The 21084-nt window shown below is 32.8% G+C and carries 18 protein-coding genes; 5 read left to right on the top strand and 13 right to left on the bottom strand.

Translation table 11 applies throughout. From position 1 onward, the window contains the following. Positions 1-67: 67 nt before the first annotated feature. Positions 68-784 carry a hypothetical protein gene (locus tag ACVC43_RS10865; RefSeq protein ID WP_452224545.1) on the top strand — a complete coding sequence of 239 codons (717 nt, stop codon included), beginning with the start codon at positions 68-70 and terminating at the stop codon, positions 782-784. An 80-nt stretch (positions 785-864) separates the two neighbouring features. Here ACVC43_RS10865 and ACVC43_RS10870 read toward each other — a convergent pair whose 3' ends face one another. The 4 genes from ACVC43_RS10870 to ACVC43_RS10885 all read right to left on the bottom strand — a co-directional run bounded on the left by ACVC43_RS10870 (position 865) and on the right by ACVC43_RS10885 (position 2914). Continuing rightward, complete coding sequence (locus ACVC43_RS10870; RefSeq protein ID WP_452224546.1) at positions 865-1089, bottom strand: hypothetical protein; 225 nt, start codon at positions 1087-1089, stop codon at positions 865-867. A 5-nt stretch (positions 1090-1094) separates the two neighbouring features. Then, positions 1095-1463 carry a DUF2085 domain-containing protein gene (locus tag ACVC43_RS10875; protein ID WP_452224547.1) on the bottom strand — a complete coding sequence of 123 codons (369 nt, stop codon included), beginning with the start codon at positions 1461-1463 and terminating at the stop codon, positions 1095-1097. A gap of 178 nt (positions 1464-1641) precedes the next feature. Further along, on the bottom strand, positions 1642-2241 hold the full coding sequence (locus ACVC43_RS10880; protein WP_452224548.1) for a porin family protein: 600 nt from the start codon (positions 2239-2241) through the stop codon (positions 1642-1644). A 61-nt stretch (positions 2242-2302) separates the two neighbouring features. After that, positions 2303-2914, bottom strand: coding sequence for a DEAD/DEAH box helicase (locus ACVC43_RS10885; protein WP_452224549.1), 612 nt, complete (start codon positions 2912-2914; stop codon positions 2303-2305). A gap of 126 nt (positions 2915-3040) precedes the next feature. Here ACVC43_RS10885 and ACVC43_RS10890 point away from each other — a divergent pair, with 126 nt between their 5' ends. Continuing rightward, positions 3041-4303, top strand: a complete 1263-nt coding sequence (locus tag ACVC43_RS10890; protein ID WP_452224550.1) for a hypothetical protein — start codon at positions 3041-3043, stop codon at positions 4301-4303. 75 nt (positions 4304-4378) lie between these two features. Here ACVC43_RS10890 and ACVC43_RS10895 read toward each other — a convergent pair whose 3' ends face one another. From ACVC43_RS10895 to ACVC43_RS10910, 4 genes are all read right to left on the bottom strand, one after another. Continuing rightward, complete coding sequence (locus ACVC43_RS10895; RefSeq protein ID WP_452224551.1) at positions 4379-5833, bottom strand: oligosaccharide flippase family protein; 1455 nt, start codon at positions 5831-5833, stop codon at positions 4379-4381. 40 nt (positions 5834-5873) lie between these two features. Further along, the gene (locus ACVC43_RS10900; RefSeq protein ID WP_452224552.1) at positions 5874-7166 is read right to left on the bottom strand and encodes a glycosyltransferase family 4 protein; all 1293 of its coding nucleotides are present in this window, start codon (positions 7164-7166) and stop codon (positions 5874-5876) included. Beyond that, positions 7159-9627: a YfhO family protein gene (locus tag ACVC43_RS10905; protein ID WP_452224553.1), complete on the bottom strand. Its 2469-nt coding sequence runs from the start codon at positions 9625-9627 to the stop codon at positions 7159-7161. Before ACVC43_RS10905 ends, ACVC43_RS10900 begins: the two co-directional genes overlap by 8 nt. Before the next feature lie 122 nt (positions 9628-9749). After that, positions 9750-10013, bottom strand: coding sequence for a DUF4834 family protein (locus tag ACVC43_RS10910; protein ID WP_452224554.1), 264 nt, complete (start codon positions 10011-10013; stop codon positions 9750-9752). A 116-nt stretch (positions 10014-10129) separates the two neighbouring features. On the opposite strand from ACVC43_RS10910, the gene ACVC43_RS10915 reads away from it, so the two are divergent. Then, the gene (locus ACVC43_RS10915; protein ID WP_452224555.1) at positions 10130-11155 is read left to right on the top strand and encodes a transporter; all 1026 of its coding nucleotides are present in this window, start codon (positions 10130-10132) and stop codon (positions 11153-11155) included. 5 nt (positions 11156-11160) lie between these two features. Then, positions 11161-12285, top strand: coding sequence for a GTP cyclohydrolase (locus ACVC43_RS10920; protein WP_452224556.1), 1125 nt, complete (start codon positions 11161-11163; stop codon positions 12283-12285). Between the two features lie 62 nt (positions 12286-12347). Here ACVC43_RS10920 and ACVC43_RS10925 read toward each other — a convergent pair whose 3' ends face one another. From ACVC43_RS10925 to ACVC43_RS10935, 3 genes are all read right to left on the bottom strand, one after another. Next, positions 12348-13607 carry an aminotransferase class I/II-fold pyridoxal phosphate-dependent enzyme gene (locus ACVC43_RS10925; RefSeq protein ID WP_452224557.1) on the bottom strand — a complete coding sequence of 420 codons (1260 nt, stop codon included), beginning with the start codon at positions 13605-13607 and terminating at the stop codon, positions 12348-12350. 139 nt (positions 13608-13746) lie between these two features. Continuing rightward, positions 13747-14787 carry a PLP-dependent cysteine synthase family protein gene (locus tag ACVC43_RS10930; protein ID WP_452224558.1) on the bottom strand — a complete coding sequence of 347 codons (1041 nt, stop codon included), beginning with the start codon at positions 14785-14787 and terminating at the stop codon, positions 13747-13749. A 73-nt stretch (positions 14788-14860) separates the two neighbouring features. Further along, positions 14861-16930, bottom strand: a complete 2070-nt coding sequence (locus ACVC43_RS10935) for a S9 family peptidase (protein ID WP_452224559.1) — start codon at positions 16928-16930, stop codon at positions 14861-14863. Positions 16931-17069: 139 nt separating this feature from the next. Between ACVC43_RS10935 and ACVC43_RS10940 the strand changes: the two genes are divergently transcribed. After that, on the top strand, positions 17070-17384 hold the full coding sequence (locus ACVC43_RS10940) for a YbaB/EbfC family nucleoid-associated protein (protein WP_452224560.1): 315 nt from the start codon (positions 17070-17072) through the stop codon (positions 17382-17384). A gap of 215 nt (positions 17385-17599) precedes the next feature. On the opposite strand, the gene ACVC43_RS10945 is transcribed toward ACVC43_RS10940, so the two are convergent. Both ACVC43_RS10945 and ACVC43_RS10950 read right to left on the bottom strand, forming a co-directional pair. Continuing rightward, positions 17600-19834 (bottom strand): OmpA family protein, encoded by a 2235-nt coding sequence (locus tag ACVC43_RS10945; protein WP_452224561.1) that lies wholly within the window; start codon positions 19832-19834, stop codon positions 17600-17602. Positions 19835-20053: 219 nt separating this feature from the next. Beyond that, positions 20054-21073 (bottom strand): threonine aldolase family protein, encoded by a 1020-nt coding sequence (locus ACVC43_RS10950; RefSeq protein ID WP_452224562.1) that lies wholly within the window; start codon positions 21071-21073, stop codon positions 20054-20056. Between the last annotated feature and the right edge of the window lie 11 nt (positions 21074-21084).

The following is a 21084-nucleotide window of genomic DNA, read 5'->3' on the forward strand; positions in this document are numbered from 1 at the left end:
AATTGCGTAAGCATAATGCTATCCCGAATCGCTTGGGAGTACGCACTAAATCTAAAACCGTAATACTATGAAAAAATTAGTACTATTATTTACAGGAATGTTAATAGGATTAACAACTGTAACAGCAGCAGAAAAAGTTGAATCTGCATCACTAGGTGAAGATTTGACAATTACTAATCGCTACAACTTCAACCAGCCAATTCAATTTGTGGAGCGTGGTGTAGAATTTTTAATTTTTCCAGATGGGTCGTTCGACTTTAATACCAATATTGAAGACAACCATTATAATCATGATGATGGCTATTATAGAAGAACACCTATAAGACGTCGAAGCGTTAATGTAACGCATGGTGCACCAGGAACGCAAGTAAGGTTCTCTGCTCCAAGAAGTCGAGGTGTTATTGTAACTCACGACAGCGATGGTAAAGTAAGACGTATTGGAAATTTATTTGTAAACTACAATCGTTATGACCAAGTAAAGCGTTTAGGCTCTGTTTACATCGATTATAATAAACACGGTTTAGTAAAACAAATTGGAGGTTTAAAAATTAAATACAATAAAAGAGGACGAATAATTAAGGTTTCGGGTCATGTAAATTATAGTAATCAAGGTTGTGGCTTTTGTGGCGTAACTGGTTGTACTACAATTCATATTAATAACGATTCCCATTATGATAACGATTGGAATGACAATTATAACAACGATGATGACCATTATTATTACAAGAAAGATGGTAAGATAAAGAAGCAGAAAAAGCTTAAAAAATTGAAAAAAAGAAAATAAATATTTCTTTTTTGTATAAAATGAAAAATCCCACAGACTTATGTTTGTGGGATTTTTTATTTATTACTCTGTAAAAATTATTACATGGTTCCAGTAATAAGAACAGAGATGATTTGAATTACAACTCCTAAAGCAAGTCCATAAAGTGCAAAATGGCAAGCTTGTTTTGCTTTATTTGGAGATTTTTCTTTGCTTGTAAAATATATTATTGCTCCAGCTAAAGGAATACAAAAAGATAAAACTTTCATTCCAGTTTCTAATTGATCGTCTGGATTGTGGTTTGGTGTGTTTAATTGATCTGACATAATTTTTAGTTTATTAAGGTTAATATAAAGTTTCCTATGGCAATACCTGTAATAGAAACTAAAGACATAGTGCCGATCCCAGATATTATTCCTGATGTAAATCTCAATGTATTGTTACTTTGGTATTTTGTATAAGCTTGAATAGTGCCATCTATATACGTTGGGAAAACCATAGCAACAGACCACCATAAAGGAATACTAATTAAACCCAGAATAAAAAACGGTAAAATAAAATAACCCAGATTAATACCTGTACAGCGAGAACACAAAGGAAATTGTTTTCCTTTAAAAAAAAATGACCGTTCAGGGATTTGATGGCAAAAGGTAAAATGTAATTTATTGCCTCTTATTTTATAGTCTTTAATTTTAATCATTTAACAAAGTAAACTTAACGCTTTTTATAAAAAAGCAGTTACAAGTTTAAGGATTCAATATGGGAAAAGAAAATTATTTAATGATTATTTAATTGATTTGTAAGCCATAAATTTATTAAATAAGCTGTTTTGTAAGGTTTAAATCTTGATATAGCTGTTTGCTGTTGTAAACTATTGTTTAATAAAGCTTGTAACCAATAGACAAACTTATTACTGAGTTTTTATACGCTACATCTTCAAACACTTCCATTAAGCCATAGCTATAGGTGGCCTGGATGAGTAATCGATCGCTAATATCGTAAGATAATCCAGCGTTTAAAGCAACATCAATTGAATTTTCGTTAGAGAATGCTATCGCTTCTCCATTTGTAGCATCATTACTTTCAATTTCGCCCTTACTATTAATTAAAAAACCAATTTGTGGTCCAAAAAGCACTCCAAAATTATCTATAAAGTTTAGTTTGGCATACACTGGCAAATCGATATAACTAAGCTTAGTATTTATTGCATATGCAGGAAGATCTGTCATTGCATCTCTAACAGGTATTAATCCCCCTTTTTGGTTGAATAACAATTCGGCATGTATAGAAATTAATGCATTCACCTCTATATCTGCAAATGCACCTATAGCAATACCAAAATTATCTGTATTCGCTCCATTTTCAGTATGAAAACCAGAATAATTAAGGCCTCCTTTTGCACCCAAATAAAAATCGTCTTGAGCGTTGACTAATAGAATAGAAAAGAATAAGATTGATAATATAAGGTGCTTTTTCATGTTTAGGGGTATTTTGAGTTATAATATCACTAAAGTAATATAGAAAACTAAATTTTCACAATTAAACCTTAACAACTTGCGCACGATACATAAAAGTATCTTCAAAACGTTTTAATCGCGCGCTTAATTTTTCGGCAAAAACAAGATATTGACATTTATCTATACTTTCTGGAATACGGTTTATTGCTGCAAAATACAATCCTTTTTCGGCGAATTCCGCGTCTTCTAAAATATATAGTTTTAATTGACTTAAATCTAAACTATTTAATAAATACAGCTTGTTTAAACGTTTTGGAGTGGCTATTAATATATCTTGACCGTAATAAATTTCTTCTCGTTGTTGCTCTAAGGTTTGCTCATCGTAAGCAGCATAAATCCTTAAATCTGTTCTTTTGGTAAATGTTTCAAAAGTTTCTTTAAGCTTTAAGGCATCTGCTTTTGTTTCAACTAAAATTAAGGCACGAGGCGCATCTCCTATGGCTTTGCTCTTTAATTTTTGCATAACACTTATTATAATAGCTGTGGTTTTTCCGCTGTCTTTTTTACCAATACAAAAAACGTTGGCTCCTCCTTTTATTATAGGTAATACTTTTTTTTGAATAGGTGTTGGAGCTTCAAAATTATTAGTTTCTAAAGCTTCTAAAATTTCAGGATTTAATTTTTTAAAAGACATATGTGCGTGCTTACTTTAAGTATATCGCGAAACTACGTGTATTTCTTCGGTTTACAAAACTACAACGTTATAGTTTTGGCACGATGCTTGTAATTAGCTCATTGTTCAATCTTAAAAACGAATATTATGAAAAAATTAATCTACCTGTTTACAGTTTTACTCTTATCAAGTGTAGTTGTTAATGCAGAAAACGTTATAGAATCTACCGATTCTCATCAAACAAATTATCGCAATTACGGCAAATCCTTTATTTTCGAAGTAGATGGTATTGAATTTTCTGTTTTTCCAGATGGGCAGTTCGATTTTAATATTAGAAAATATACTTCTAATGTAAATATCTCTGCTAATGTGGGAGGTGTTAGCATTAATTATAATTCGGGGTACGATTATAGTGCTTACATACAATACGATGAGTTTGGTGCTATTATTCAAATTGAAAACACTTACGTGGATTACGATTATTATGGTCGTGTAAACCAAATTGGTGACATTAGAATTAATTACAATCACCTAAATACTGTTTCACGAATTGGTGGTTTAAATATTTACTACAACAATTACAATAGATTCGATTATTGCAGTGGCTATATTAATGCCTTTAACAGAGTTTATGTTTACAGACCATGGCACAGGTTTTATATTTTACCACCAGTGAATTACTGTGTAGTATATAGCCAGCCTTACAGACAATACTATACACCTATTCGTTATAGATACGACAGACCGTATAGAAATAATTACAGAAGAGTAACAGCTGTAGCTAGCCGAAGAGGTAATAAAGTTATTAGAAATAGAAGTTATGCTTCGCAAACAAAAGGTAGAACGCGAGTAGCCAGTACACCACGAACAAGAACGCGTAACAGTGCTACAGCAGCTACACCAAGAACACGAACTCGAGAAAATAATGCTACAAGTACGCCTAGAACAAGAGGTAACAGCTCTACTGCTACACCAAGGACACGAACTCGTAATAATAGTACAGCAAGTACACCAAGAACTCGAGGAAATAATAGCGTAGCGACACCAAGAACACGAACTCGAGGAAACAATGCTACAAGTGCGCCAAGAACAAGAGGTGATAACAATAATGCAACACCAAGAACTCGAACTCGTGGTAACACTGCCGCTTCTGCTCCAAGAACCAGAAGTAACAATGCTACTTCTGCGCCAAGGACAAGAAGTAATAATAGTGCGTCGCAAACCCGAACCAGAACAAATAGAACTGCACAACGTAGTGCTCCAAAATCTAATAATAGAGTAGCTTCTAGTAGAAATACTCAAACTCGTAACGCAAGAACAGCTCCAAAAAGAAGTACGCAATCGAGAGCTTCTAAGCCTGCGTCAAGTGCAAAGCGCTCGGCTTCTAATAAGCGATCGAGTCGTAGATAATTTTAAGTGGTTAATCACTATAATCCTGTTACATTGTCTTCCCAAGCAAGTAACAGGATTTTTTTTGCCCTAAATTTACTGCTTAATAATCTTATTTAGAATATTAGAGATATCTTCTGAAAGTTTAAATCGGTATATAAGAAAACCATAGATTGCTATAACTATAATAGACTTTACAAATATGTTTACTATGGGAATAAAACCAAATTCCCAAAAATAAAATGAAGATGCTAATACAATTATAAGCAACAAAGCATAAAATGTTTGTATTGAGAATGGATGCATTTTAAAACGCATATTTACATACCACACTTTTAAACTGCCATAGAGAAACAGTGCTAAAAATGTAGCAATTGCTGCACCATTAATATGGTAAACCGGAATTAATATGTAATTTAATATGACTGCCACACAGATAATAAGCACTCCAAAAAACAATATTATTCTATAATAATTAGAATTAAAGATAATAGAGTTATTATTCCCTAGTAAATTATCTCCTAATTTTATGAGTGAGATAATAACCACCACAAACAAACCCTGACTGTATTCGGGAGGTAGTAAAGCATATAACTGATTAATGTTTACCATTACGAGCACAAAAATGAGTCCGCTAACAATGACTAAGTTTAGAGAAGATTTTTTATACAAATCTTTAAGAGCACTGTTATTATTGGTATTTAAAAATTTCGCCGTTAAAGGATATGTTATTTGATGCATTGCTCTTGCAGGAACTGCAATAACTGTAGCAATAAATATTGCCACATTATAATATGCTATATTTTCTATTACTATAAGTTTACCAAGCATAAATTTATCTAAATCCAACATAAACATAGCTACAGAACCTGCAATTATTATAAGAAAACTATATTTTAATACCGAAGAAATATTAAAATTAAAATTAAAATCGAAGGTTGGTAGCCTTAAACTGAAGGCATAAATCTTCATAATAACCATTCTAACAATATATACAATAGCAATAGCTATTATAAAATGTTCTACAGAAAGCATGTTAAAATGTAATGCTAAAAGCAACAATAGAATACACACACGATGAAACACTTCTTTCATCACATTGCCAAAAGCACTTTTATAATGAATCTTGCTCCAGGCAAAAAACACCTCAAAATAAGCCATAGCCACAGCAATGATGTATATTAAATAGGTATAATCTTTTACAATAGTATTCTCTGAAGCCAACCACTTACTAATAGTATTGTAACCCAAAACACCAAGAAAACCTATAGGAATTATTGCTAACAGCGGAAGAAAAAGCATTAAAGTTAAAAAGCTATTTTGCTGTTTACGCGTTTTGTATGAGGAATAAAATTTAATGAGTGCATTACTAACACCAAACATAAAAAAAGGCATCATTATATTGGCTGCAGAAAGTAAGAAACCAACCAAGCCGTAATATTCGTCGGTTAAAAAATTGGTATAAAGAAACAACGTATTTATAGCACCAATGCCAAAACCTAAATAGGTGGTTATCGTGTTTTGAATAGATTGTTTTATTACAATTCCCATGGATTAAACTCTAAAAAAATAAAATTATAAATTCCATAAATTATTGCCTCTTTAAAATGACTTCAGATAATTTTTGGGTTAGATTCTCTCTACTATATTTTTGTACTCCTTTAGGATTTACTTTTAAATTTCCAGTTTTGAAAGCTTCAAAATGTTCAAGAATTTTCTTTTTTAATGCTTCAAAAGCATCATAATAAAAATAGCTCCCTGTATTGGTGTCGTTAATAATGCTTTCTACATCTGATGCTGTGGGACCAATAGCTATAATTGGCCTTTTGGAAACCAAATATTCAAATAATTTTCCAGGAATGATGGCTTTAGTATCTTCAGAATTTATTTCAATTAACAATAACACTTGCGCTTTTTTTTGATATATAACCGACTCTTTATGAGAAACATAACCTATTTTATTTAAGTATGTGGTTAAATTATATGCTTCAATAGTTTTTAGTATTTCTTCGCCTATTAATCCAACTAAATTAAGTCTAAAGTGTTTAGCAAAATCTTCATTTTCAAGCACCAATTCACTTAATACTTTCCATAATATTTCAGGATTTCTTTTGGATAAAAACGAGCCAATGTGTGCTATAGTAAATTGTGTGTCTAAGGTTTCGGTTGTATTCGTTTCTATGTCGTAACCATTTGTTATTACTGTAATTGGTTTGTTTGTTATTAATTGAAACTCTCTTTTAGTCACGCTACTTGTTACAATAATATTATCTGCCACATTTAGTACTTCTTTTTCAAACTTTTTATGTTTTCTCTCTGCACTTTTTGTGAGCTTTAACTGTTTATGGTAGCCAATGGTTGTCCATGGATCTCTAAAATCTGCAATCCATTTAATATTAAGCTTTTCTTTAAGCTTTAAACCTATAATGTGCAGGCTATGCGGTGGACCTGTGGTTATAACAGTTTCAATTCCGAAATCACTAATGTAAGTCGATAAATACCGAACCGAAGGTTTTATCCAGTTTTTTCTGGCATCTGGAATAAAAAAATTCCCACGTATAAATAGCATGGCCTTTTGCATGATATTTTGTTTGGACGCTACAGGTATAATACCTTTACTAATGGTTTTAGAATCTTTAGAAAAAAAATTGGCTAGTTTATAAGGTTCGCTAATAGGTTGTTTTAATATTGTAATACCTGCTGGCACCTCCTTTAGTAAGCTCTCATCTGTTTGAGGATAGATGGGATTAGAAGGGTGATATACAACGGGCTCAATACCAAATTTAGGGAGATATTTTACAAATTTTAACCAGCGTTGTACTCCTGGTCCACCTGCCGGAGGCCAATAGTAAACTATTATTAAAACTTTTTTTTGGTTACTCATTCTTCCTTTTAAACTCAAAAAACAATCCGCCTATTAAAATTAATGCTAAAACAATTGAACTTGCCAATGCTATTGTACCTCCTGTTTTAACCACTTGAGGTTCAAATTTAAATTCTATAATATGCTTCCCTTTAGGTATTTCCATACCTCTTAACAAGTAATTTACTCGATTATAGTTAGATATTTTGTTGTCTATATAGGCATTCCACCCTTCTTTATAATACATTTCTGAAAACACTGCATAACCATTATTTTTATTTTCAGTTTCGTATTTAATGTAATTTGGTTTGTATTCAACAGCTTTTATTGAAGCAAGTGAATCTATTTGAAATTTTGAAGAACCTACCGATAAATTATCTGTAGTTACTGCTTGCTGTTTTGTGTTTAAATTAACCAGACTTAACATCTCTTCATCGGCAGAATTTACTTGCGCTATTTCCTCTATAAACCAAGCGTTACCGTTAGCATCGGGATTTAAAAAAGGATAAGGCTGGTTACTATCATCTTCGCTAATAATATATTTAACATTAAACATGTTTAAAATTTCTGGATGTCTTGTAAAAGGAAAGAAGTTTGAAATCTCATCAAAACGTTTCAATTTTGCTGCATGATAACCGTTAATTGTATTATGAAAGTAGGGAGCCGATGTTGGACCAGATACCATTTCTGCTACTTTTTGTGACACTGCTCTTCCACTACCCGAGCTTACATCGTAAATTCTAAAATTACCAGACTCACTTAATATTTTTTTATCAGCATCGTTAGGCTGAAATGGTCTTTGTACTTCTCTGCTTTTTACAAAATTTTTGGTGTTTACATAACGTCTGTCTACTCCAACCAAGTCGAAAAGAATTAATACTGCAAAAACTATAACTACTTTAACTTCTGAAAGTTTTTGCTTTAAAAATAAATATATTGCGCCCGTAGAAAGTAAAACTAAAAAGAGTGAACGTACGGTATCTTTGGTGAAAATTGATTTTCTATCTGCTACAATTGCATCTACAAACGCTTGTCCTCCTCCTTCTGCCCAACTCTTATCTCTTATGCCTTCAAAATCTAAAACAAATCCGGCATATCTAAAGATTAAGAATAACAAACAAAATCCAGCAGTAATTACGGTTGCAAATTTTAAAGCTCTTAGTTTATTTTCATTTTTTTCAAATTCGTTAAATAGTCTGACTAATCCGAAAACAGCTAAAACGGGAAGACATAATTCCAAAAGTACTTGAATGGATGTTACGGCTCTAAACTTGTCGTACAATGGCACATAATCGATAAAAAAGTCTGTTAAAAAATTAAGGTTTTTTCCGTAGGATAATAATAAAGCAAAAATAGCGCTCGAAACCAGCCACCATTTTAAGCGACCCTTCACTAAAAACAGAGCAAAGACAAATAAAAATATAATTACCGCTCCAATATAAGCTGGTGCCTCAACTATTGGTTGTTTTCCCCAATAGGTTGGGACGGCTTTTGCCGCTTCTGCCGCTTCTAATGGTGGTACATTTTGACTTCGATAAAATTTATAAAACGCAGATTCTTTACCCAAATTCTCTCCCATGCCACCACCTAAAAATCTTGGTATAAACAAATTAAACGTTTCCCAATACCCATAACTATACTCTGTAATTTTTGCTTTTGCCAAACCAGAGCTAATATCTTCTTTTGGGGAGCCATCGGGATTTATAGTTAATTCCGTCTTACTACGTGTACTTTCTTTCGCATATTCCTGAGTTGCCATAATATTAGCAGCATTTAAGCCAAGTGCCAAAATAACTGCAGCTACTAAAATGCCAACCGATTTAAAATAATGAGGAAGTAATTTCTTTTTAAAAGCATCTATTAAATAAACGATGCCTAAAATAATAACAAGCAACAACAGATAATAAGTCATCTGGAAATGGTTTGCTACCAATTCTAATCCCATGGCTATTGCAGTTACAATAAAACCTACAATATATTTACGCCTAAACGTTAGGATAATACCGCTTAAAACCAAAGGCATGTAAGCGATGGCATGTGCTTTACTATTGTGCCCAACACCAAGTATTATAATTAAATAGGTTGAAAAGCCAAAAGCTAATGCACCAAGCGCAGCAAGTTTAAAATCTACTTTTAAACTTAATAATAAAATATAAAACCCTATAAAATACAGGAAGAGATAATCTGCTGGTCGTGGTAGAAACCGCAAACCTAAATCTAAATTTTTAATATACGTGTGTGGATATCTTGCTCCTAATTGGTACGTTGGCATACCTCCAAAAGCGCTGTTGGTCCAATACGCTTCTTCTCCAGTGTTAGCCTTAAAATCGCGTTGTTGCTTTGCCATACCATTGTATTGCAAAATATCGCTTTGTAAAATTTGCTTTCCTTGTAGAACAGGACTAAAATAAGCTAATGATAGTATTATAAATCCAGCAAACACAAGAATATGTGGCAAGATTTTTTTAAAAGTTGATTGCATAAATAGTGTTACTATATCTGAAAGTGAAAATTACTGATATTTTTTGAATGCACTATCACTATTGAAGAAAAACTACTAAGATATTAGAGTTTTTTGTTTAAATTAATGGGGTCGTTTAGAAATTAATCGATCTCTTCGTAATCGACATATTCTCCAACAGAGTTATTAGATGATTTATTTTTAGGCATTTTATCAATCGTTATTTCCCCTTCGTTTTGAGGTTTTTGCTGTTGCCTTTGGTTATTAAAATCGCGAAATTGCCCACTAAACCGTTCTGTCGCTTTTTTCGACAAATATTTAAGTATAAAAGGTCCAAAAAATCTGGCTAAGATTTTAAATCCGTAGTAAACCAGTAATATAATAAGTATGGTCTTTAAAAATCCCATAAGATAATTTTAATAAAATGTTGTCCTACAAAAATACAACACTTAGATAGTAATTTCAGATTTAAATACTTAAAAAAAATATAAAATCTCTATATTTGGAGCTAAACCTAAAACTTATGTTTTTTAATAAAACCTATTTAATATTTATTCTGTTTGCTACTGGTTTAACAGTACAGGCGCAGTATACAGAAGTTATAAACTCTAACCGTCCTGGTGTGTCGCGATCTGCATTTTCAGTAGGAACAAACGTAGTACAGTTTGAAGCTGGCCCATATATAGTTAAAGAAGAACACACGCCTTTAAAATACGAAGTATCTGGTTTTGGTGTGGATGTCGCAGCGCGTTACGGTTTACTTTTACCGCAGCTAGAGATTAATATTGAAGCTACCTATCAAAACGATACACAAACTGATTTTCGTTCGGCAATTCCTGCGGAATTTGAGCGTGCCAATTTTAAGAACCTAACCTTAGGAGCTAAATACTTATTCTACGATCCTTATAAAAAACGTGGAGAAGAAAAACCAAATTTATACAGTTATCATGCTAATAGACGATTTAAGTGGAGCGATTTAATTCCTGCAGCAGCCATATATGTTGGTGCTAATTTTGACTCTAAAGATAATCCATACACAGCGCCAGGAGTTGAAGGTTTTAGCCCAAAAGTCATGCTTGCTACACAACATAATTTTTCCAGTGGATGGGTTTTTGTAATGAATTTCTCTAAAGACAGAATAGGTACAGATTTTTCAGATTTTCAATATATATTAACACTTACAAAAGCAATAAATGAGCAATGGGTATTGTTTGGTGAAACCCAAGGAATTCAAAGTGATTTTTATGCCGATAATTTGTTTAGATTTGGTGGTGCCTATTTATGGAACAGAAATTTTCAGTTAGACACAGCACTCACGTTTAACACTAAAGACACACCGTCTGTATTTGGAGTGAACTTTGGTGTATCTTACCGTTTAGATTTTCATAAAGATCCAGAAATGGACAACGGTACATCTGCCGAAGAAGAAGCCGAACGTAAGGCTAATAGAAAACGTAAAAAAAGAAATAAAGATAAAGATGACGATGCTCCCGATGGCGATAATAAACGAAAAAAAGAAACGCAGATAATTGATTTTGATAACGAGTAACGCGCATGATTACAATTAAAAAAGCCGTAAATAATAAGGATTTAAAAGCCTTTGTAAAGTTTCCATTTTCGCTCTATAAGGACTCAAAATACTGGGTCCCTCCTATTATTAATCAAGAATTACAAACTTTTAATAAAAAGAAAAACCCTATTTTTAATGATGCTGAAGCTACTTTTCTTTTAGCCTACAAAGAAGGTAAACTTGTAGGACGCGTAGCTGCCATTATAAATTGGTTAGAAGTTAAAAATCAAAACCAGAAAAAAATGCGTTTTGGCTGGTTCGATTTTATTGATGATTTAGAAGTTTCTAAAGCTTTGCTTGAGCAAGTCGAAAAAATAGGTAAGGCACACAATCTTGAATACACTGAAGGCCCTGTTGGATTTTCAAATTTGGATAAAGTTGGCGTAATGACCGAAGGTTTCGATCAAGTAAGTAATATGATTACCTGGTACAATCATGAGTACTATATTAAGCACTATGAAGCTTTAGGGTATACAATTGCCAAAAATTATTCTGAGAGCAAATTTCCGTTTAAAAACGTAAAACCAGAATTTTTTAAAAAGGCCCAAGAACTCATTAAAAGACGTTATAAGTTAAGAGCACTGCAACTTACCAAGACATCAGAGGTTATGCCTTATGCAGATAAGATGTTCGATTTGTTTAACAAATCATACGGAAAATTAGCTTCTTTTGTTGAAATAACAGACATACAAAAAGAGTACTTTAAGAAAAAGTTTATTTCGTTTGTAAACCCAGAATACATCAAGTTTATAGTAGATGAAAATGATAACATGATTGCTTTTGCTATAGTCATGCCAAGGTTTGCCTATGCCTTACAGGAAATGAATGGTAAACTATTTCCATTTGGATTTGCTAAATTATTGAAAGCAAAAAAATCGAGCAAAGACGTTGTTTTTTATTTAATTGGTGTGCATCCTGATTATCAAAATAAAGGCGTACATGCCTTAATTTTTAACGAGTATTACGAAACCTTTGTAAAGAAAGGAATTATAGATTGTTACAGAACTCCTGAATTAGAAGAAAACGAAGCCATACATAAAATCTGGAAGCATTTTGATCCTGTGGTTGTAAAGCGGAGAAAAACTTATAAGAAGCCTATTCAATATTAATAACACAAAAATCCAATGCAAACGCATTGGATTTTTGTATTTAATTATTTTGAGATGTAAAGCTACTCTCCCATTGCTTTTATTAAAGCGGCAGACATCCTCTTATACGTGCCATTTTCTAATCGTGTTCTAATTGCATCAAAAGCATCTAATGTTTCTGTAACATCTTGTAAAGTATGAGTTGCTGTTGGGATCATTCGTAATAAAATTAATCCTTTTGGAATTACAGGGTACACCACTATAGAACAGAAAATTCCATAATTTTCGCGTAAGTCTCTTACTAAAGCCATAGCTTCTGGAATACTACCATTTAGGTAAACAGGTGTAACACAACTTTGTGTTGTACCAATATCGAAACCACGTTCTTTTAAACCAGATTGAAGGGCGTTGACAATTTTCCATAAGTTTTCTTTTAACTCAGGCATTGTACGTAACATATCCAATCGCTTTAATGCACCTACAACTAATTGCATTTGTAAAGATTTGGCAAACATTTGCGAGCGTAAGTTATACTTTAAGTAATCTATAACTTCCTGATCTGCCGCAATAAAAGCACCTGTACTTGCTAAAGACTTAGCAAAGGTTGCAAAATATACATCAATATCTTCTTGTACGCCTTGCTCTTCACCAGCTCCTGCTCCTGTTTTTCCTAAGGTTCCAAAACCATGAGCATCGTCTACAAATAATCTGAAATTAAATTTCTTTTTAAGTGCTACAATTTCTTTTAAACGACCTTGCTCTCCACGCATTCCAAACACACCTTCAGAAATCACTAAAATTCCTCCGCCTGTTTGTTCGGCCATTTTAGTAGCACGCTCTAAATTTTTCTCTAAACTTTCAACATCGTTATGTTTGTAAGTAAAACGTTTACCCATATGTAAACGTACACCATCAATTATACAAGCATGCGCATCTACATCGTAAACTATAATGTCGTCTTTAGCTACTAAAGCATCAACGGTAGAAACCATTCCTTGATAGCCAAAATTTAGAAGGTAAGCTGCTTCTTTATTAACAAATTCTGCCAACTCATTTTGCAATTGTTCGTGTAGTTCTGTGTGACCAGACATCATACGCGCTCCCATTGGGTAAGCCGAACCATAGGCAGCTGCAGCTTCTGCATCTACTTTACGAACGTCTGGATGGTTTGCCAGGCCTAAATAATCGTTAATACTCCATGTAATAACGTCTTTACCCTGAAACTTCATTCGGTTAGAAATTTCTCCTTCTAATTTAGGAAACACAAAATAACCTTCCGCTTGCTCTGCCCATTTGCCTAATGGCCCTTTATCCTTATATATTTTTGCAAATAAATCTTTCATTTGTTGTTTTGTTAGTTTAGAATTTACAAAATTACACAATTCTCGGTTTTTTGCATAACATTTTTTAATTCTATTATTAACATAAAAAAGCTGATACTTTTTTTCGAAGTATCAGCTTTCGAGTATTTTAATATTAATTTTATTTAACGTATTCTATACCTTTTGCAGTTTCTACATTTTTACTGTCGAAAAAACCTTGATCACTCATCCATTTATCGCTGTAAATTTTACTCATATAACGCGATCCATGATCTGGAAAAATAACGACAATATTGTCTGAAGTTTTAAATTCTCCCTCTGCATTTAACTGCTTAATTGCCTGCATTGCTGCACCAGATGTATAACCTACAAAAAGACCTTCGGTTTTTGCAATTTCTCTTGCTGTATGTGCGCTTTCCTCGTCTGTTACTTTTACAAATTTATCTATAGCATCAAAATCTGTTGCAGACGGAATTAAATTTTTCCCTAAACCTTCAATTCTATAAGGGTATATTTCCTTAGCATCGAATTCTTTAGTTTCATGATATTTCTTCAGTACAGATCCAAATGCATCAACTCCAATAATTTTAATGTCTGGGTTTTGTTCCTTTAAGTATTTTGCTGTACCAGAAATTGTTCCTCCGGTTCCGCTACACGCTACTAAATGTGTAATTTTACCTTCAGTTTGATTCCATATTTCTGGACCTGTTGATGCGTAGTGAGCATCTATATTTAACTGATTGAAATATTGGTTAATATATACCGAACCTTTAATTTCCTCATGTAAACGTTTTGCTACCTGATAATATGATCTTGGATCGTCTGCACTTACATTTGCCGGACAGACATACACTTTAGCACCCATGTTTTTAAGCATATCTATTTTATCTGCCGAAGATTTAGAACTTACTGCCAAAATACAATCGTATCCTTTTATTACGCTTACCATGGCAATACTAAAACCAGTATTACCAGAAGTTGTTTCGATAATGGTGTCACCTGGCTTTATAATACCTTGCTTTTCAGCTTGCTCAATGATGTATAATGCTATTCTATCTTTTGAAGAGTGCCCTGGATTAAAAGCTTCAACTTTAGCTAAAAAGTTACCTTTAAATTCCGAAGTCATTTTTTTTAGTTTTATCAATGGTGTATTGCCAATGAGGTCTAATACATTATCAAAAACTTGTTTACTTTGTGCCATAAAAAATAATTTGTTATGCTACATGAGATTATTAAATGTAACATAAAACCTCGCAAAAATAAGAAATTTTTATTTAATGAGTAATTCCTTCTAAATCGAGTAAAAAAGCATATTCCAAAGCGACTTCTTTTAAACTTTCAAAACGTCCAGATGCACCACCATGTCCTGCTTCCATATCTATATGAAATAATAATTTATTTGAGTCTGTTTTTAATTCTCGTAATTTGGCTACCCATTTTGCTGGTTCGAAGTATTGTACTTGCGAATCATGCAATCCTGTTGTTACTAATAAATGAGGATAATTTCTCCTTTTTACATTATCGTACGGCGAATACAATTTCATGTAATTATAATATTTTTTATCGTTTGGGTTTCCCCATTCATCATATTCACCTGTTGTTAAAGGAATAGTATCATCTAACATTGTTGTAACGACATCTACAAAAGGTACTGCAGCAATCGCACCATTATAGAGTTCTGGATTTAAATTAATTATAGTGCCTATTAATAAACCTCCAGCGCTTCCTCCCATTGCATACAAATGTTCGGGCGAGGTATAGTTTTGGGCTATTAAAAATTTAGAACAATCTATAAAATCGGTAAACGTGTTCATTTTTTTTAATAATTTACCATGTTCATACCATTCTCGGCCTAAATATTCGCCACCTCTAATATGCGTAATAACGTAAATAAAGCCTCTGTCTAATAAACTTAATCTAATGGTTGAAAAATAAGGGTCCATAGTCGCTCCATAAGATCCGTATGCATATTGTAAAACTGGGTTCTTACCATTTAAAATTATCCCTTTTTTATATACAATAGACATTGGTATTTTTACTCCATCTCTGGCGGTTGCCCAAATACGTTTAGATTCGTAATTATCTTTATTAAATTGTCCACCTAAAACCTCCTGCTCTTTTTTAATAGTTTTAGTTTTCGTTTTAAAGTTATAATCTATTACAGAATTGGGTGTTGTTAGTGAATTGTAGCTATACCTAAGTTCATTACTATTAAAATCTGGATTATTACCCAGACTTGCTGTATAGGTTTCATTATCGAATGGTAAATAATAATCTTCTTGGCCATTCCAACTTATAATCCTTATGTTATTTAATCCGTTTTCACGTTCGTTAACAACCAGATAGTCACTAAAAATTTCGATGTCTTCTAATAAAACGTCATTTCTGTGTGGTATTACATCTTCCCAGTTTTTTATGTCGGTGTTAGTTTCTGGTGTTTTTTGAAGCTTAAAATTAGTCGCTCCATCTTTATTAGTGATAATATAAAAACTCTCTTCATAATGTGCTATAGAATATTCAAGTTCTCTTACTCTTTTCTGAAATATTTTAAACTCTTCATCTGGTGTATTGGCATTTAATATGCGATATTCTGAAGTAAGCGTACTCGAAGAGCCAATAATAATGTACTTTTTTGATTTAGTTTTATAAACAAAAGAATTAAAGGTTTCATCCGTTTCATTATAAACTAACTCATCTTTAACAACATCTGTGTACAGCTTATGTTTATAGATCTTGTTAGAACGTAAGGTCACTTCATCTTTTTTGGTGTAAAACAATGTTTTGTTGTCATTTGCCCAAGTAGAACTCCCAGTTGTATTTTCAATTTTATCTGAAAAGATTTCTCCAGTATTTAGGTTTTTAATTTGAAGTGTATATTGTCTTCTACTTACAGTATCTATGGCAAAACTCGCCATGGTATTATCTGGGCTAACAGAAATACCACCTAATTTAAAATAAGCATGTTCTTTTGCCATTTCGTTACAATCGAATAAAATTTCTTCCTTCGCATTTAACGATGCTTTTTTTCTTGTGTAGATTGGGTAATCTTTGCCTTTCTTGTATTTTGTTACGTACCAATAACCATTTAATTTGTAAGGTACAGAACTATCATCTTCTTTAATTCTACCTTTCATCTCTTCAAACAAATCTTTCTGGAATGCTTCGGTATGTTTTAGTACTGACTTGGTATAAGCATTTTCTGCTTTAAGATGGTCAATCACCTCTTGATCTTCTCTATCATTCATCCAGAAGTAATTATCAACACGTATATCGTTATGCTTGTTTAATTTCCTTTCTATTTTTTTTGCAATTGGAGGACTTACTACTATTGTTGACTCAGACATGTTTTGATTTTATTTTCAATAAAAGACAAAAGTAAAACTTAAAGCTAATATAAATATGAGATTTTTCAATAGATATTAAATTGGTTATTAACTTATCTATTTAATAAATTTGTAGCTTTAACACCTAAAATAATAGTTTATGTTTGGAGATTTAATGGGAAAACTTAAAGAAACCCAAAAAAAAGTAGAAGATACTAAAGAAAGATTACATACTGTTTTAATAGATAAACAAAGTAATGATGGTTTATTAAAAGTAACTGTAACCGCTAATAACACCATAAAATCGATTGTAATGGATGATACTTTATTAGAAGATAAAGATCAACTTGAAGATTATCTTATTTTAACTTTAAATAAAGCTATAGCAGAAGCAACAAAGGTTCATGAAACAGAGGTTGCTGCAGTAGCAAAAGATGGTATGCCAAATATTCCAGGTATGGATATGTTTAAGTAAAAGGTATCTACTGTATCTATTTTATAAAGCCTCGTACAACTTAAATTGTACGAGGCTTTAATTTATATTAATCTCATTCATGACATCATCCACTTTGAGCTTAACATGCTAAACTCAAAATTAAGATTTGGTTTTTGATTTATTCTATTTTAAACAGAAACAAAAAAGAAGCCCGAAGGCTTCTTTTTATATATAAATGAAATAAGAATTACAATTTAATTAGCATTGATAACTCTAAACTGAGTTCTTCTGTTTGCTAAGTGCTCGCTTTCTGTACAAGATACACCATCAGAACATCTGTTAGCTAATCTTGACTCACCATATCCATTAGAAACAATTCTTGAAGAATTAATTCCTTTAGAGATTAAGTAGTTAGTTACAGCTTGTGCTCTTCTTTCAGATAAAGAACGGTTTGAAGCAGCAGAACCTCTTGAATCTGTATGAGAAGCAATTTCTACTGATACACCATCTTGTAATACTGGTAATAATTTAGCATCTATTTCAGCTTTAGCAGCACCAGTTAAAGTTGCAGAACCTAAGTTCCAGTTTATGTTAAGATCGTTATACTCAACAATTTTACAGTCAACTTCTTTCCAAGTCGTTAAACCACCTTTTGTTTGTAAAACTTCTTTAGTAATCGTTTTATTAACTGCTGGTATTGTAACTTCTTCTACTCTAGCATCGCTCGCTAAAACAGTTCTTTTTAAAGATGCTGTTTTTTGCGCAACGTCAATAGCTCTTGTAGTTGGAGGTGCAGTCATTACGGTACGCTTCATCGTTTCTGTTACGGCTGGAATATCTACCACTCTTGTTGTTTCTGGAGAAACAATTGTTTTTCTAATAGTTGTAGTTTTAGCTGGAACATCTATAGCTCTTGTAGTTGGTGGTGTCACCATTACAGTACGCTTCATTGTTTTTGTAACTGCAGGAATTTCTGTAACTCTTGTTGTTGCCGGAGTTTGTAAAACAGTACGCTTCATTGTTTTTGTTACTGCAGGAATCTCTACAACTCTTGTTGTTGGAGGTGTTACCATTACAGTACGCTCAACTTGCTTAGTTACTGCTGGAATATCAACCGCTGTAGTTGTTGGAGGAGTAACCATTACTCTTCTTGTAACTTCTTTAGTAACAGCAGGAATATCTACAACTCTTGTTGTTGCAGGAGAAACCATTACAGTTTTCTTAATTGTTTTAGTAACAGCAGGAATTTCAATCGTTCTTGTTGTTGCTGGTTGCGTCATAACAGTTTTCTTAACTGTTTTAGTTACTGCAGGAATATCTATTACTCTTGTTGTTGCAGGAGTTTGTACAACTCTTCTTGTGTATGTTCCCATACCACAATCATCGCTATTGTTACCAGAGGCTGTATCACAACCTGGCTTTGTTATCACCTGAGCATCTGCTGCTAAAGTAGTAGTATTAACCGTAATGTTTTGAGCTGGTACATTTGTGTAACACCAGTATCTACAATCGTTAGGATCGCTTGATGCACAATCTGCAGCTGGAGTATCACTCATTCCCCATTTAGCCGTTGCAGGCTTAGTTTCAATTACTTGGTAATCTGTAGAAAACTTAGCTGGTACTACAGATAATGTGTTACCATATTCTCTTTTCTTATAAGATAAAGTTTCTGTTCCCCATTGTGCAGGAATAACTTCTAAACGTTGACTTGCTTCTTTAACAACAACTTCTACATTTTCTGTACCATATTGAGCTGGTACAATTTCTAATCTTGTAGATGCAGGCTGAATTACCACTTCTACATTTTCTGTAGCCCATTTTGCTGGTACTACTTCCATACGCTGTCCTGCTTCTGTAACAACAACAGTCTCTGTTCTTGTTTCATATTGAGCTGGAACCGTTCTTAACTCTTGGTAAGCCTGTTGTACAACAACAGTTTCTGTTCTTGTCTCATATTGTGCAGGAACAACCTCTAAACGTTGACTTGCTTCTTTAACAACAACTTCAAAAGTTTCTGTACCTAATTGCGCAGGAACTACAGAAAGTGTTTGTCCACCTTCTGAAGATGTTACTTCAAAATTTTGTGTTTCGTATTGTGCAGGTACAACTGATAATTCCTGGTATCCTGGTTGGATTACCATTTCCTCTGTTGTAGTATCTGTAGAACCAGCAACTTTTTCAAGTCTTTGTCCAGGACCTTGAACAGTAACTTCGAAAGTTTGAGTTTCATATTGTGCAGGTACAACTGTTAATTCTTGACCAGCAGATTGAACAACAACTTCTTCGTTTTCTGTCCTGTACTGTGCAGGAACTACTTGTAATTTTTTGTAAGCTGGTGCCACTTGAATAGTCACATCTTGATTTACCCATACGTCTGGTGTTACACAACGCACATAACATTTTCCTGGTTCAGGATTTGTTGGTAAATCTTGTGCGAATGCTACTGTGCAGACTACAAAAGATAAGATTGTTAGTAATGCTTTTTTCATTTTTTTGAGAATTTTAATGGTTATTTTTAAGATTAATTAACTAAAAAGTTGTTTTTAGTCTGTTCACTAATTTCGTGTAAAATTAACTGTTATCAAATTATAAAGACATATAATTGTTAAAATTTCAGTATTAATTCGACAAACGGCATATAATTTCGTTTAAAAATTATTCGGGTAAATTTGTTATTATAATCTGCTAATTTCAAGCGCTCTACAGATTTAAAATGTTTTTAATCTACTTAAAACCACCTCGTGCATTGTAGAATTATAATCCAAATGTGTTACAATTCTTAGCTTTCCTCCTCCCATATTACTAATATGAATATTCTTACTTTTTAATTTAACTAAAAAGTCTTCGTAGTTAAATTCTTTTTTTAATGTAAAAATTACAATGTTGGTTTCTACAGGTTCTACATTATTTATATACGCTGTATTTTGTAAAACAGATGCTATTTCCTTGGCTTTTTTATGGTCTTCATTTAATTTTTCAATATTATTATCTAAAGCATAAAGTCCTGCTGCTGCTAAAAATCCTACCTGACGCATACCACCGCCAAGTATTTTTCTAATTCTAATTGCATTTTTCATAATATCCTCGTCTCCAATTAACACGGAGCCAGCAGGGCATCCCAGACCTTTACTTAAACAAACAGAAATAGTATCGAACACTTTACCATAATCCTTTGTGGATTCTTCTTTTACAACTAAGGCATTCCATAATCTGGCACCATCTAAATGAAATCCTAAATGATGTGTGTTGCATACCTTTCTAATTTTTAAAATTTCATTATAATCCCAACAAGCGCCTCCTCCTTTATTAGTTGTATTTTCTACAGCGACTAATTTGGTTAAAGGACTGTGGTAAAAATCTGGTGGATTAACCGCTTCCTCAACTTGCTGTGCTGTAAACATGCCACGACTGCCATCAATAAGTTTACATGATATGCCACTATTAAAAGATGCGCCTCCTCCTTCGTAATTGAAGATGTGAGCATACTTATCGCAAATTACTTGGTCTCCAGGATTGGTATGTAATTTAATTGCTGTCTGGTTTGCCATAGTACCACTAGGAAAAAATAAGGCGTGCGATTTACCAAACATGTTTGCAAGACGTTCTTCGAGTATGTTAACAGTTTCATCCTCTTTATATACATCATCCCCAACTTTTGCCTGCATCATGGCATCCAACATTTCTATTGATGGTTTGGTAACTGTATCACTTCGTAAATCTATTTTCATGGGTTGTTTTT

The sequence above is a fragment of the Lacinutrix chionoecetis genome (genome assembly GCF_053604665.1).